General features: G+C 65.2%; 12 protein-coding genes and 2 pseudogenes. 9 read left to right on the top strand and 5 right to left on the bottom strand.

Annotated features, from left to right (window positions below):
- Positions 1–209 precede the first annotated feature (209 nt).
- On the top strand, positions 210–764 hold the full coding sequence (locus ACLJQE_RS06650; protein ID WP_410638082.1) for an STAS domain-containing protein: 555 nt from the start codon (positions 210–212) through the stop codon (positions 762–764).
- Here ACLJQE_RS06650 and ACLJQE_RS06645 read toward each other — a convergent pair.
- Positions 761–1,795: a fatty acid desaturase family protein gene (locus ACLJQE_RS06645; protein WP_410638081.1), complete on the bottom strand. Its 1,035-nt coding sequence runs from the start codon at positions 1,793–1,795 to the stop codon at positions 761–763. The two genes, ACLJQE_RS06650 and ACLJQE_RS06645, sit on opposite strands and share 4 nt — an antisense overlap.
- Positions 1,796–2,713: 918 nt before the next feature.
- Between ACLJQE_RS06645 and ACLJQE_RS06640 the strand changes: the two genes are divergently transcribed.
- Positions 2,714–3,412 (top strand): GAF and ANTAR domain-containing protein, encoded by a 699-nt coding sequence (locus tag ACLJQE_RS06640; protein WP_410638080.1) that lies wholly within the window; start codon positions 2,714–2,716, stop codon positions 3,410–3,412.
- A gap of 5 nt (positions 3,413–3,417) precedes the next feature.
- Positions 3,418–4,215: a GAF and ANTAR domain-containing protein gene (locus tag ACLJQE_RS06635; protein ID WP_410638079.1), complete on the top strand. Its 798-nt coding sequence runs from the start codon at positions 3,418–3,420 to the stop codon at positions 4,213–4,215.
- A 231-nt stretch (positions 4,216–4,446) separates the two neighbouring features.
- Here ACLJQE_RS06635 and ACLJQE_RS06630 read toward each other — a convergent pair whose 3' ends face one another.
- The 3 genes and pseudogenes from ACLJQE_RS06630 to ACLJQE_RS06620 all read right to left on the bottom strand — a co-directional run bounded on the left by ACLJQE_RS06630 (position 4,447) and on the right by ACLJQE_RS06620 (position 6,013).
- A complete protein-coding gene (locus tag ACLJQE_RS06630) occupies positions 4,447–4,758 on the bottom strand; it encodes an iron-sulfur cluster biosynthesis protein (protein ID WP_410638078.1) in 312 nt (103 codons plus the stop codon).
- Between the two features lie 25 nt (positions 4,759–4,783).
- Positions 4,784–5,332, bottom strand: a pseudogene (locus tag ACLJQE_RS06625) (acyl-CoA desaturase); the annotation flags it as partial.
- 102 nt (positions 5,333–5,434) lie between these two features.
- Positions 5,435–6,013, bottom strand: a complete 579-nt coding sequence (locus ACLJQE_RS06620) for an STAS domain-containing protein (RefSeq protein WP_410638077.1) — start codon at positions 6,011–6,013, stop codon at positions 5,435–5,437.
- 646 nt (positions 6,014–6,659) lie between these two features.
- Between ACLJQE_RS06620 and ACLJQE_RS06615 the strand changes: the two genes are divergently transcribed.
- Positions 6,660–7,871 carry a hypothetical protein gene (locus ACLJQE_RS06615; protein ID WP_410638076.1) on the top strand — a complete coding sequence of 404 codons (1,212 nt, stop codon included), beginning with the start codon at positions 6,660–6,662 and terminating at the stop codon, positions 7,869–7,871.
- Here the strand turns inward: ACLJQE_RS06615 and ACLJQE_RS06610 are convergent.
- On the bottom strand, positions 7,868–8,599 hold the full coding sequence (locus ACLJQE_RS06610; RefSeq protein WP_410638075.1) for a type 1 glutamine amidotransferase: 732 nt from the start codon (positions 8,597–8,599) through the stop codon (positions 7,868–7,870). The two genes, ACLJQE_RS06615 and ACLJQE_RS06610, sit on opposite strands and share 4 nt — an antisense overlap.
- 324 nt (positions 8,600–8,923) lie before the next feature.
- Between ACLJQE_RS06610 and ACLJQE_RS06605 the strand changes: the two are divergent.
- The 5 genes and pseudogenes from ACLJQE_RS06605 to ACLJQE_RS06585 form a co-directional block, all read left to right on the top strand.
- Positions 8,924–9,118 (top strand): annotated as a pseudogene (locus ACLJQE_RS06605) (IS481 family transposase); the annotation flags it as partial.
- 542 nt (positions 9,119–9,660) lie between these two features.
- Complete coding sequence (locus ACLJQE_RS06600) at positions 9,661–10,431, top strand: tyrosine-type recombinase/integrase (RefSeq protein WP_410638074.1); 771 nt, start codon at positions 9,661–9,663, stop codon at positions 10,429–10,431.
- Positions 10,359–10,808 carry a tyrosine-type recombinase/integrase gene (locus ACLJQE_RS06595; RefSeq protein ID WP_410638337.1) on the top strand — a complete coding sequence of 150 codons (450 nt, stop codon included), beginning with the start codon at positions 10,359–10,361 and terminating at the stop codon, positions 10,806–10,808. The genes ACLJQE_RS06600 and ACLJQE_RS06595 overlap by 73 nt, the downstream gene beginning before the upstream one ends.
- Positions 10,809–12,209: 1,401 nt before the next feature.
- The gene (locus ACLJQE_RS06590; RefSeq protein WP_410638073.1) at positions 12,210–13,190 is read left to right on the top strand and encodes an AAA family ATPase; all 981 of its coding nucleotides are present in this window, start codon (positions 12,210–12,212) and stop codon (positions 13,188–13,190) included.
- Between the two features lie 34 nt (positions 13,191–13,224).
- On the top strand, positions 13,225–13,716 hold the full coding sequence (locus ACLJQE_RS06585; protein ID WP_410638072.1) for a hypothetical protein: 492 nt from the start codon (positions 13,225–13,227) through the stop codon (positions 13,714–13,716).
- Positions 13,717–13,781 lie beyond the last annotated feature (65 nt).

Genomic DNA, 13,781 nt, shown 5'->3' with positions numbered 1-13,781 from the left:
TGGTCCCTCATCGCTGCTGGACATGCCCCTGTGCGCTGGGATCACAAGCCTGGAATTGCGCGGCTGCGCGATCGGGTTCACGACCAGTCGCTGCGAGATTCGAAAGGCGGTAAGGTGGTAACTCCCCGCCGGGAGTGCCTGGACCTCGCTCTCACGACGAACACCGTTCGTGAGCAGGCTGCACTTGTCTCGTAGGCCCGTACCCGTGGGTGCGGCAGGCGAGTAGCGGTCGGCCAGATCTGGAGCTGGTCGTGACAAACCCTGGACAGAACGTCAACCGTCATCTTCGCGTCGTCCCCGCGGAGGACCCCGCGCCTGCGGGGAGTCCCAGCGACGACGATCGGTACCCGGTACCGCTGACGGTTACTGCGCTGCGCCATCCGCGGTCTCTGGTCGTACAGGTGGCAGGGGAGGTGGACGCCCATACCGCGCCCGAGATGCACAACGTTCTCGAGCACGCGTTAGCGGCGCGTACGCGCCTGGTGGTGGTGGATCTGTCGCAGGTCCGGTTCCTGGGGTGCGCCGGACTGACCGTCCTGGTCGAGGCCCGCCGGCGAGCCGAGCAGCGGACCTGGCTGCGGGTGGTGGCCACCGGCAGGGTCACCCGGCGGCCGCTGAGCCTCACGGAGCTGGACCAGTACCTAGCGGTGTACGACTCCCTTGACGCGGCGCTGACCGCTCCCGTCGGTACCGATCTCACCGTAGGTCAGGCGATTCGACGGGCCGCAGCCGATAGCGCTGAGCGCGCTCGACTCCGCGGCTAGCGGGCCGGTGCGCTCCCGGCGCGCAGCGGTGCGCTGACCTCGTGCAGGTGCCGCAGGACGTAGTAGTAGGTCTTGAACAGCCCGCACTGGGCGTAGTCGATCCCGTGGTCGGCGCAGAATTTCTGCACCAGGGGCTGCGCGCGGCGCAGGTTGACGCGCGGCATGCTCGGGAACAGGTGGTGCTCGATCTGGTAGTTCAGGCCGCCGAGGGTGAAGTCGACCCACGGGCCACCGCGGACGTTGCGGCTGGTGAGCACCTGCTTGCGCAGGAAGTCGAGCTTCGTCTTGTCGGTGTAGGTGGGCATGCCCTTGTGGCCCGGCGCGAACGAGCAGCCCATGTACACGCCCCACAGTCCCTGGTGGACGGCGATGAACGCCAGCGCCACCGGCGGGGACAGCACCACGAACACCGCGCCGAGGTAGATACCGATGTGGGCGAACAGCAGCACCGCTTCGAGCCGGCGGTGCTTGACCTTGTCGTCCCGTACGGCCTGGATGCCGGACCAGTGCAGACTCAGCCCTTCCAGCAGCAACAGCGGGAAGAACAGGAACGCCTGGTGCTTCGACGTCCAGCGCACGAGCCCGCGCTTGTCGCCGGTCTGCCCGCGGGTGAAGGCGAGCAGCGGGATGTCGATGTCGGGATCGTCGTCCTCGTGGTTGGGACTGGCGTGGTGCCGGGTGTGCTTGCCCATCCACCAGCCGTAGCTCATGCCGATGACCCCGCCGAGAGCGTAGCCGAGGCGGTCGTTGGCTCGGCCGGTGCGGAAGATCTGATTGTGGCCCGCGTCGTGGCCGAGGAACGCGATCTGGGCGAACATCACCGCGAAGAACACCGCGGTCGCCAGCTGCCACCACGAATCGCCCAGCAGCACGAACGCCACGCAACCGCCGACCAGGGCGAGCAGCGTGAGGCTGATCTTCACCGCGTAGTAACCATAACGCCGGTCGAGCAATCCTTCGCCTCGCACGAGGCGGCCGAGATCACCGAAGTCGTTGCGCGACGTCGCGCGCGCGCCAGCCTCGGCGCTCATCGGAGACGCAGTCATGTATGTCCTTCCCCAAGTCCTGCGGCGCCGGGGACTGGGGCACCCACTCTTTACCCGGTGCGGGTTCCCGGACCTGCTCGGCGGTAAACAAGATCAGATCGGGTGTCGTTTCTCCGAGCGCGCGACGCGACGACTTTTGTGGCGGTGCGCCTTGACCGTCCGGATAACGCCCTGTGGTGACGAGGGACGCTGCCCCGTGACCAACCGCTCGATCACGGAGACCGGCCGACGCGCGCCGGACAGGCGAGTCCGTTCGTCGCTACCTGCGCGTGTCGGAGCCGTAAGCTGCGGGTAGTCGCACGAAGGTCGAGCGCCTGGAGGACCGATGGTGGAGAACCGTCGTCGGCGGATGCAGGCGGCTCTACATCGTCTCCGTGCGGTCAAGATCGCGCGCCCGCACCCCTACCAAAGCTGACGGCGTTCCAGCCGCCCCATGTGAGGGCGCCGAGCAGTCGGCGTAACGTCGAACTGCGGAAGCCGCATCCCCCGCGCTGCTGTGCCGGCTGTTTGCGGGTTCCATTCGGGTCGCCATGTGCAGGCCAATGCCGTGTACAGGCGATGCCCGGTGCTGGACCAGTCAACCGCCGGGGTCAGGCCCGACGAACGCGGTCTCGACTGGGAGGCAAGCTGACTGACTTCCACAAGATCCGAAACCGTGCCCGAACCGAAGAGCTACCGGACCGTCGCACTTCTGACTGCGTTGTAACCGGCGATGAGTAGAATGGGCCGTGGTGGCACCCCGGTCCCTGGTGCTGACGTCCGAGTACGGCGAGCCGAGGGTCCGAATCATGATGAATGGTGAGTGCGGCGAGGAACCCCACCCGTCCCCAGTCGGTGTGTGCTGCGCAAACGTGAACAAGGTCGGATGTACTCGCCTCAGCCGCCGCTGGAACGAGGCCTGCCATGGCCGATAGCGGCTCTGAACGGCTTCTGGCGCTTCTCGGCGACTCGGGCGGCGGCCTTGAGGTGGTCCGGCGCATCTGTGAGCTGTGTGTCACCGAACTGGCTGTGTCCGGAGCCGGTGTGAGCGTGATGGGCGGCCCCCTGACCGAGGGTTCCCAGGTCTTGCTGCACGCCACCGACGAAGTCGGGGTGAAGCTGGAGGACCTGCAGCTCACCGTGGGTGAAGGCCCCAGTGTGGACGCCTACAATTCCGGGGGGCCCGTGATCGTGCCGGATCTCGAGCTCGAACATCGCCGATGGCCGGTGTTCGCTCCCGGCGCTGCCGAGTTCGGCGTGGCGGCGGTCTGCTCACTCCCGTTGCAGGTCGGCGCGGCCCGCTTCGGTGTACTGAACCTGCACCGCACCACTTCGGGGCCGCTGACCGGGCAGCAGCTTTCCGGTGCGTTCACGCTGGCCGAGGCCGCCACGGTGGCTCTGCTGGCCGATGTCGAGGCGCCGGGCAGCACGAGGCTGCTGGGGCAGGGCGATGTGCACAACGCGGTCCATCAGGCCACCGGCGTCCTCACGGTCCAGCTGGGCGTGAGCGTGCGCGACGCCCTGTTGCGGATCCGCGCCCACGCCTACGCCCACCAGCTGACCCTCAACGAGGTGGGCAGGCGAATCGTCGGCCACGAGCTGCACCTACAGACGGAAGAGTGACAGACATGCCAGGAATCCCGCATGACGCCGCGTCCGCACCGGTCGGCACCACCACGGCCGCACACCGTGAACGGCTCCTCGCCCGCACGTTCGTCGAACTCGCGGACACCCTGGTCGATGACTTCGACGTCAGCGACTTCCTGCGCACCCTCGTCGAGCAGTGCCTGCACCTGATGGAAGTCTCCGCCGCCGGTGTCGTCCTGACCGACCCCGACGGCCGGTTACGCATGGCCGCGGCGTCCTCCGAACGGGCCGGGCTACTGGAAACCCTCGCGGTGCAGGCCGACGACGGGCCGTGTATCGAATGCGTCCGCAGCGGACGTCCCGTGCTCAGCACCGACCTCCACCGCGACGCCGACCGGTGGCCGCGCTTCACAGCAGCAGCAGATGCCGCCGGATTCCGGGCCGCACAAGCCATCCCGATGCGGCTGCGCCGTCAGGTCATCGGCGCGCTGACCCTGTTCAACGGCGACCCCGTGCCCGAAGACCCGGACCGCACCGTCCTGGCCCAGGCGCTGGCCGACGTCGCCACCATCGGGTTGCTGCAACACCGCACCATCGACCGGGGCGAGATCCTCACCGAGCAGCTCCAGACCGCTCTCAACAGCCGCGTGATCATCGAGCAGGCCAAGGGCGCGCTTTCCGCACAAAGCGGAGACCCGGACATGGAACACGCCTTCAGCGCATTGCGCGGCTACGCCCGCGCGCACAACCGGCGGCTCGCTGACCTGTCCCGCGACGTCGCCGACGGCACCGCAGACGTCCAGGCGATCATCGCCTACGCCGCCCGGTCACGCCCCTGACGACTCCCGCGCGCGGAACTACCGTTACCCGCCATGGCGCGAACCCGGCTCTACCGCGACGGCGCCCTGGAAGCCGAAGACTTCCCGGTCGCCGACATCTCCGAGCACCTCGCCGATCCCACCGCCGTGGTGTGGCTGGACATGGCGGCTCCCACCGAAGACACTTCGACGCCGTCCAGTCCCTGGATGAGCAGATCGAAGCCCTCGAAGACGTCGAGTTCGAATCGTGCGTCAGTTCGGGGTCGTGATCAGGAATGTGTAGTGCCCGTCGATGTCTTTGCGGACGTCGAGGACCTTGTCGGCAAGGTGGACCCGGGTCTCGCGGCCGAGGAACACCTGAGTGTTCGCGGTGGTGATGACGCGGTCGCCGGCCATCGGGTGCGCGGCGACCTCGACCTTCAGCTCGGCGCCCTCCTCGGGAGGGCCGTCGAGGGTCAGGCGCAGGCCGCCTTCGGTGTGGACGTTCTGGGCCGCGGTGAGCTGGTTGATCGCTTCGGTGGCCGATTCGGTCATGGTGAACATCGACGGTCTCGCCTTCTGCATCCGGTGATCGCGGAACTGGTGTGGTTCACCCGGCAGGCTTCCCGTTGTCGCTCCGTGGGGCGGTCATCCTGGCGAGGCGTTGCGGGGTGGGCCAGCGGACCTTGGTGGCCCAGCCGAGTTGCTCGAAGATCCGGATGACGCGGGCGGAGATGTCGATCTGCCCGCGGAGCACGCCGTGGCGGGCGCAGGTGGGGTCGGCGTGGTGGGAGTTGTGCCAGGATTCGCCCATCGACAGGATCGCCAGAGGCCAGAAGTTGGCGGAGCGGTCGCGGTTGGCGAACGGGCGGCTGCCGATCATGTGGCAGATCGAGTTGACCGACCAGGTGACGTGGTGCTGCAGGGACACCCGCGCCAGCCCGGCCCAGAGGAACGCGGTCAGCGCCGTCCACCAGGACCCGCCGATCAGGCCGCCGAGAGCGGCGGGCACCAGAACGGTGGCCGCGACCCACAGCGGGAAGAGCCGGTCGACCGCGCGGATGTCGGGGTCGGCGGCCAGATCCGGTGCGAACCGGGCGATGTTGGTCTTGTCGCGGCCGAAGAGCCAGCCCAGGTGCGCGTGCCAGAACCCGTGGGCCTACGCCAGCGGTGACCAGCTCACCCCGGGAATGCTCCCCGTCGACGATGGGTTTCGGTCCGGACGGGAAGAGTTGTGACGGCGAGGTGTGTTCGGTAGGGGTCATGACGGTGTCGCTTCGAGCGATGAGAAGGATTGGCGGGTTTCCCCTCGGGGAGGGCGGTCTTCATTTCCGCGCCGGGCGGGCGCGGCGATGGCTTCGGCCCGCGAGGTGTGGATGGCCAGTTGTTCGTGCAGCCGGGTGATCTGAATGGGGCGCCAGGTCGCGCGGGTGGTGGCGACCACCCGCAGATCCGTGCGCGGCGCGGCCTGCCGGTGCGCGGCCAGCAGGACCTCCAGGCCCGCCGAGTTCAGGAACCGGACGAAGGACAGGTCCACGACCAGCCGCTGCGGCCTCTTGCTCAACGCCGATTCGAGCGCCTGGTGCACCGCGGGGGCGGTGTGCAGGTCCATGTCGCCGTCCACGAGGAGCACGAGCGTCCGTCCGCATTGCTCGGTCGCCACGGTCAGCGGCGGGTGCCGGGGTATCGGGGGCTCACGCCCGCCGGCCGGCATCTCGATGACCGCATGAACGACACCGAGCTCTGTCCTACCGCCGCTGCGGCTGTGTGCGATGGGGATCGCCGGCGGTACGGCTGCCGGTGATCGCCGACGGCGAAGATCGAGTTTCTTGAGTTTCACGATCGGGCTCCTCAGCCTACCGACCGCTACTGATCCTCACCGCTGTGATGACGAGCGCGCGGCCGATGGACAGATGCGGCCGTCGTTGGCGGTCGATCGTCGCGAGGGCAGGGACTGGGCGCTCCGGCGCTGTCACCTGGATCATACCGCGATGCCGAGGCCGCAGCGGCGTTTCCGGGCCGGTTTCTGCCTGTCAATGGCCAGGCACAGCCACGGTGGCTGATTCGGACAGACCCGCCTGTTCGGCCAGTGTCATCACAGGTATCAGCCCTGCGCACGACACGTGGCCGGGTCATCGGCGCACGTTGTCGCGCGCGTCCACGCATGCAACCATCTCACCGGAAGCGCCTTCCGTTCTGCGTGGTATCAGGGCTTCAGCAACTCTGATCATCACTAGCCAGGTGGGCAATTTCACTTGCTACACAACAGTTCCAGCGTCGATCCGCGCTGAGCGTCCGCGACCGGTAGACCGACTCGCGTCAGCTGGCGATCATCTGCTCTGCTCTGTCTGGTGCTGACGGCAACCCGGCCAAACGTGCGAAGCTGGCTGCGAGCGGTCGCCAGGACGCGCCCCGGTGACGCTGGGCGGGCTGCTCGTGCTCGCTCAGTCCTTCGTCTCGGTCGTTCGCTAGCGGAGGGTGGACCTGTGAAGGTGCTGATCACGAGCTCGCGGATGCCGTTCGCGCTGGGCATGGTGCGCAAGCTCGCGGCCGAAGGCCGCGAGATCTACGCCGCTGACGATCACGTACTGTCGCCTGGTAACCACTCCAAGTACCTTGCCGGCCATTTCGTCTATCCCTCGCCGCGCAGCGACACCGCGGGCTTCCTCGCCGAGCTGGAGCGGATCGTCCGGGAGCACGAGATCGACGTGATCGTGCCGGCCTACGAGGAGGCCTTCTACATCTCGACCCAGATCGAGCGGTTCAGCCAGGCCACCAAAGTGTTCGCATCACCCTTCAGGACGCTCGCCCGGCTGCATGACAAGGGAGCCTTCGCTCGGTTGGTCACCCATCTCGGGCTGCCGATCCCCGAGACGGTCGTGGTGGCCTCCGACGAGGAGCTGCGCGAGACTACCGGTCGTTTCGACCGGTACTTCGCCCGCGGCGTCTTCTCACGCGGCGGGGTCTGCTGCCTGACCAACACCGGCCCGCTGGCCGATGCACTCGAGATCGACGACGTTCACCCCACGCCAGCATCCCCGTGGCTGGTGCAGCCCTTCCTGGACGGTGAGACGGTCTGCACCTACAGCACCGCCCACCAGGGCCGGGTGAGCTCCCATCTGATGTACCGGATCCCCCGGCAGCGCAGGCACAGCACCGGCATCCAGTTCGAGGCGATCGACGCCGCCGAGTCGTTGAAGCTGATCGAACCGATCGTGGCCGAGCTCGGCTACACCGGCCAGATCTCTTTCGACTTCCTGATCACCGATGACGGGCTCACCTTCGTGGAGTGCAATCCCCGCGCCACCGACGGCCTGCTGCTGATGCCCCGAGAGGAGCTGGCGGCGGGGCTGCTCGCCCCGCGGCCGGAGACCTTCGTGCTCGAGCCCGGCAGCCAAGTACAGCTCTCGCTCGCCGTGCTGGCCGACGGCTTCGCCGACCAGCTGGAACGCCTGCCCCAGTCCATCGACGACCTCGCGCAGGTCCGCGACGCGGGCAGCGGCTGGAACGACCCGCTGCCGACGCTGTACTCGGCGCTGGCTATGTGTCACTCCGTCGGACAGAGCTTCCGCGAGCACATAGGCCAAATCGTCGCCGTCGTCGGCGACATGAACTGGGACGGCGAGCACATCGACGGAATGTCAAACGCCGACGCGACCCTGCTGACCGGTCTGCGCCTCCAGCCAGGCCAATCCTAGGACACGTCAGCGAATCTGCCGGTGGATCCGGCTTGAGGCGGAAAGACTTGATTCAGATAGTACGAGACCAAGGCACTCGCACGTCCTGGTGCCGCGTCGGCGTGCTGGTCCGCGTCGGCGATCATTGCTTCTACTGTCATGCCGAGGTTCCGCAGGTGCTGGGAACCGGCGTTTTCGCTCCATCGTGTGATGCAGGCCGTCGTCACTTCGGGATGAAACTGCACGCCGAGACTGCGGCCGATCCGGAATGCCTGTGTACCAGCCTGGTTGGTGGCCAGGACCGTCGCGCCATCCGGCGCGGTGAGGCGGTCGAAGTGCCACTGGAACCACGGTCCGGCGGCCAGTTCGTCGGAGTCGATGGTGCACCAGCCGATTTCCGGCGCCGGCGCCCTGTGCACGGAGCCACTCAGCGCCCTGGCCATGATTTGAGCGCCGAAACAGATTCCGAACACTGCGCCACCATCGGCAACAGTGTCGGCCAGCCAACGTAGTTCAGGTCGTAACCAGTTACCGATGTGCTGGTCGTCGTTGGCGTTCCAGGGCGCGCCCATCGGCACGAGTAGATCATAATCTGCGCTGTCCGGAAACGACCTTGTCACATTAGGCTGGTTGTGGCGTTCCTGGGGCACGACAACCAGTTCGTCGACCTGCCATCCACGCTCGCGGAGCGCTGCGCCGATGAGCCCGGTTTCCGATGCCGCGTCGTGCAGCACAAACAGTGCGCGCATACGCCTCCCTAGGACGTGGTCACACGGAGGGCGTCGTTTGACGCCGTTGATGAAGTTGCCGCGCATCCTCGGTACGTCACCCGGCCGGCCGATACTCGCCAGCCGGGCAGCACTGCAGCGAACATCAGGCGGATCTCCATCGGGGCCGGACTGTTGCGAAGCAGAAACGTGGCCCCGGAATCCGTCTTGCCGGATGCCAGTCACGCTACCACTTGTCCGCCGCTTTGACGTGTGCTGACCGTGTCACTCGACGTCGACGGTTGCTGTACGCCGGAAGTGGCAGGCTGGAGCCGGCCCAGTGGCACCCGACGTCGCGAGGCGGCCGATCATTCTCGGCTGGTTTACAGCGAGATCCTGGGTGATGAGACCGAGGAAACCGCGGTCGCGTTCTTCACCGCCGCCGGGGTCACCGTCGCGCGGGTACTGACCGACAACGAGCCTTGCTACAAGTCTTGCCTCTGGTGCGACGCGCTGCGCGAGGCGGGCATCGTTCACAGACGCACGCGCCCCCACCGGCCGCCATGCTTGTGGAAACAGCGCACATCGATCTGGTCACCGTGGCCGAGTTCGATCTCGCGAGTCCGAAGTACCGGGAACTCTCGTCGCCGCGCATCGGGTTCGACGTCGGATCGCGCTTGGCCGCCGTGAGACGCTGACGTGCTGGGCTCCCGCTGGAGGCAACTTGCTCAGCCAGCATCCGCAGACTCCCCACGTGCCCAGTTCGACGAAGGCGCCCTGCGCGGGAACCATGCCTGGCTCCCTTGCCACCGCCGCGGTATCGGCACGGCGAGGGAGCCAGGCATGGTTCAAGCTTCGGCCTCGTCGTAGCGAAACTCCGACCGCTGACGTGCGGCACGCGGGTCATTCATCCACCCCAGCCAATCGCTGCACCGGGTTTGAGGTCGCAGCTGGACTTGCGCCATGGACGCGAGGATGGCCGAGCCGGGTTCTATTGATCTTTGGAACGGACGTGGAAGTGGATTCGTCGGCGGGTGTGTTCAAGCGGTGCGGGTGTCGGAGCAGCCCGGGAACGGCACGGGAGCTGGTACTACCGCCTGGAGGTGACACCGTGGCCGGACGGCCGGCGACGGCAGCCGCGGCGCGGCGGATTCGCCACCGCGGAGGCCGCACGCAGCGAACGAGAGCGGTTCGGCGCGACCGGCGGACGGGAGCTGGCGGACGCGACGGTGACCGTAGGCCAGTGGCTGCGCCTGTGGCTGGCAACGCTCGTCCATCTGAGGGACTCCACGTTGTGCTCGTACCGCACCAGCGTCGAGAACTATCTGATCCCCTGTCTGGGCGGTGTCCTGGTGCGGGAGCTGACCGCGGACCGGATCCAGGCGATGGTGGCCGACCTCATCCGCGACGGCGGCGCGTCCGGCCATCCACTACGGCCGGGCACGCTGCGGCACGTCCACGCGACGTTGCGGGCAGCCCTCAACGCCGCCGTGCGGCGCGGCCTCCTCCCCACCAACCCGGCCTGGCACGCCCACGTGCCCACCGGCGGACGCCCGCACGCAGTCGTGTGGACCGCGCCCCGGATTGCGCAATGGCAGACCACCGGGCAACGACCACCGGTTGCGGTCTGGACCGTCGAGCAGACCCGCGCATTCCTCGAGCACATCCACGACCACCCGCTCTATCCCCTGTTTCATCTCATCGCCCTGTTCGGGCTCCGCCGTGGCGAAGCGGCGGGTTTGCGGTGGTGCGACATCGACCTCGAACAAGGCCTGCTGAGCATCTCCCACCAGATCCACCAATACGGCCGACACCTCGAAATCGGCAAACCGAAAGCGAAGCCAGTAACCGGGTCATCAGTCTCGACAGCGTAACCATCGCCCTGCTCCGTCAGTACCGGGAAAACGTCGCCACAGACGTCGATCCTGGATCGCAGGACTTCATGTTCACGACCCGGTCCGGTAGCCTGCTCACACCGCAACATCTGACTTACCTATTCCGCGCCGTGAACGACAAATCCGGCCTGCCGCCGATCCGGTTGCACGACCTACGGCACGGCGCGGGCAGCCTTTCCCTGGCCGCCGGAAACGACCTCAAAACCGTGCAAGCCATGCTCGGGCACTCCAGCATCGCGCTGACCGCCGACACCTACGTCAGCGTCCTACCCGACCCGGCCTGCCGAGCCGCCGAAGCCACCATCCCCCACGTCCTCAGCGCCGCGAAAGCCACCGTCGCCGCAGCAGCGGCTTAACCCGCTGGTCGCAGCCTCTGCTCGGCTGCCCGCCCACAACGACTCCACCCGGGTAGTCCGCAGCAACCCGCGAAATTACGGTCACCGCCTCGGCGAAGGACAGGTCAACCCGAGACCTGCCATGGCTGTGACCTGCCCGAAAACCCGATTCCCACGCCGCTGCGACACGCCCTCGGCGCCGCCACGGCGGCCCCGAGCCCATCACGGGCTCACCGGGAGCCCACCCATGATCACAACCAAGGCTTGCAAGGTCGACAAACAAGAACATCCCCGCTGGTCAGCGGGGATGTCGATCGAGTGGGCCGCCTGGGGCTCGAACCCAGAACCTACGGAGAATAAGACCAGGTCAGCGGCTAGTTCTCGTCATCTGTCGATACCAGTCTTCACCTGCGTGAAACGTCCGCGCCAAACGATCATGGTCGGTCGCTGGTTTTCGTCGTCTCGCGTCGTTTCCCGGGGGAAAACCGGGGAGATGATCATGCCCTCTGCGCGGCTCTTGCTGCCAGCTCGCGCATCCCTACTGTACCCGCCCACAGCTCCCCGTCATCCCGATACGAAGCCAGCACGCGGCCGGTGGCGTCGGGTCAAGGCACGCTTCCCAGCCTTGACGCGGCGTCACCGGCCGTTGTCACGATCAAGCTTCGGGATGGTGCTTACCGCCGAATGGGCGTAACGCGGTGGCATCTGACGGCGACCCGGGTTTTACGACCCATCGGCGAGGGGAGGTCCGACGTTGGCTGAATGGCTCAGACGCGCCGTCGGCGGGGCGGCGCTGCGCAACTGCACCGAAGGCGGCCGCGCCGCCCGGCCGGTCGGCAGAGCGGAGCGGAGCCAGCCGTGCCGGGCACGGGCGTGGTCGCCAACGGGAGCAGCTACGCCAGGCGACCGGCGCGCCGCCCGGCGGCGCGCCCTTGATCCCATAGAGCCGAGTTCGGCAACAACACGCAATGTCGCGATACGCTCGCAACGGGAATCCTCGACATAAGGAAAGACGTGACTAGACCTTCCGCGGACATCGCCCGGTGGCGCACTTCCAACCGCCGAGGGCCGGTCAAATTCTCAGTATCGGGATACAAAGCTATTCGAAACGAAGTCTCACTGGACATCGCACCCTTAACGTTGATTTCTGGAGCAAATAGCTCTGGCAAGTCAAGTTTCATGCAACCTTTCCTGATGTTGAAACAGACCGTCGAAGCACAGTTCGATCCAGGTGCACTACTCATCCATGGTCCCAACGTACAATTGACCTCATGGCTGCAGGGACTTAGCCGCGGGAAGAGTCGCGCAGACGTCGCCGAACACTTAAAGATCGCAATACAATTGGGATCAGCCAGTGTGTGCAACACATACTCATACTCTCAAAGTCAGGGTCTGACCCTGAATGAGAGTGAATATGTAAACATGGACATGACCATTCGAGTTAGCAAGACTTCATCTTCGGAAGCGTTAATAAAGCGTTTCCCTCCGGAATTTATCGAGTACCAGAGGGAACGACGAGTCCTATGGGATTCAGAGGGCCAACGCGAAGATTTCAAGCTATCCCCATACCGCGAACATTGCTTCCTTGACGTTGAAGTCAATAACCGGCGAACCACGCGCGGCATCGGCCTTGTTAGCCAAACCGGATTCGGTTCTTCTGACTACTCGCGCTTCTTGAGAGACATAATTCACGTTCCCGGACTCAGGGGCAATCCGGAACGTACCTACACAAGTTCAGCCGCAGGGGTCCGCTATCCAGGAACCATGGAATTGTACGTGGCAAGCGTTATCCATAAATGGGGCCTCGACGAAAGCATTGGAAAGGCCAAACTGACCGCGCTTGGCGAGGACCTTCGCCATCTTGGCCTTACTTGGAAAGTCAAAGCGCAAAGGATTGATGATATCCGACTTGAACTCCTCGTCGGCCGGATGCCAACCTCACAGGCGAGCGGAGCGAACGACTTGGTCAATATCGCCGACGTAGGTTTTGGAGTTAGTCAGACTCTTCCGATCCTTGTCGCCCTACACGCCGCTCGTCCAGGTCAGATCGTCTATATCGAGCAGCCGGAGACGCACCTTCACCCGAAAGCACAAACCCGACTTGGAGATGTAATCGTCGCAGCCTCGAAGCGTGGGGTACGAGTCGTCGTTGAGACGCACAGTTCACTCCTTCTTCGATCCATCCAAACCTCTATTGCCAAAGGGCAAATATCACCAGAAAGAGTTTCACTTAACTGGTTCTCCCGCGACCAACAGACCGGCTTCACTCGCGTCGATAAGGCTGAACTTGATTCACTCGGTCGATTCGGCGGCTGGCCAGTCGATTTCGACGAGGTAGCCGACGAGGCCGATTGGGAATTTCTGAACGCGGTACAGGAGGCGTCGACTCGTGAAACCCAGTAACCATGTACTTGTTGACGCATGCGTAGCACGCTCCGTGAGCGAGAGAAACGCCGATAAACTCACTAATACTCATCAGATCATTCTTTTACTCAAGACAGGAAACACCGGTGTATGCATGACGCCTGAGCTTCAGATGGAATGGGAGCGCCACGCAACAAGGTTCATGACGCGCTGGCTAGCCAACATGGAACAACGCTGCAGAGTGCGCAGGGAACGAGACAGGAGACTTGCAGATCTTCGCGAATCTATCATGGCATTTGTGAAACAACAGGAAAAGCGTGACGTCATACTGAAGGACGTACACATCACCGAAGCTGCCATTTTCTTCCAAGTTGCAGTATTTTCATTCGACGATACGCAGCGACGCGTTCTATCGGAACTACGCGTGCATTACGAGCTACTCGGTGGCGTGCAGTGGTTCAACCCAGAGAGTGACGGACAACATTCTCTTGAGTGGCTCCAAGGAGGCGGGCATGATGCAAACGCCTGCCAAATCGCGAATTTCGGCCATAGGGAAGCATGTTAATCATGGCACGAGCGCTCTGACATTGTCACAGCTACGGCGTCGGCCGACGATAGACGGACAGTGTT

This window comes from Amycolatopsis sp. lyj-346, assembly GCF_046548975.1.
Lineage (GTDB): Bacteria > Actinomycetota > Actinomycetes > Mycobacteriales > Pseudonocardiaceae > Amycolatopsis.
Note: the sequence above shows the minus strand (reverse complement) of the source record. Positions and strands in the feature narration are given on the sequence as shown.

Excerpts from the sequence above, each read along its gene's own strand:
- ACLJQE_RS06635 (WP_410638079.1), top strand. The coding sequence starts at position 3,418 with ATGCCAGGAATCCCGCATGACGCCGCGTCCGCACCGGTCGGCACCACC.
- ACLJQE_RS06630 (WP_410638078.1), bottom strand. The coding sequence starts at position 4,758 with ATGCAGAAGGCGAGACCGTCGATGTTCACCATGACCGAATCGGCCACC.
- ACLJQE_RS06610 (WP_410638075.1), bottom strand. The coding sequence starts at position 8,599 with ATGCGCGCACTGTTTGTGCTGCACGACGCGGCATCGGAAACCGGGCTC.
- ACLJQE_RS06640 (WP_410638080.1), top strand. The coding sequence starts at position 2,714 with ATGGCCGATAGCGGCTCTGAACGGCTTCTGGCGCTTCTCGGCGACTCG.
- ACLJQE_RS06590 (WP_410638073.1), top strand. The coding sequence starts at position 12,210 with ATGGACATGACCATTCGAGTTAGCAAGACTTCATCTTCGGAAGCGTTA.
- ACLJQE_RS06645 (WP_410638081.1), bottom strand. The coding sequence starts at position 1,795 with ATGAGCGCCGAGGCTGGCGCGCGCGCGACGTCGCGCAACGACTTCGGT.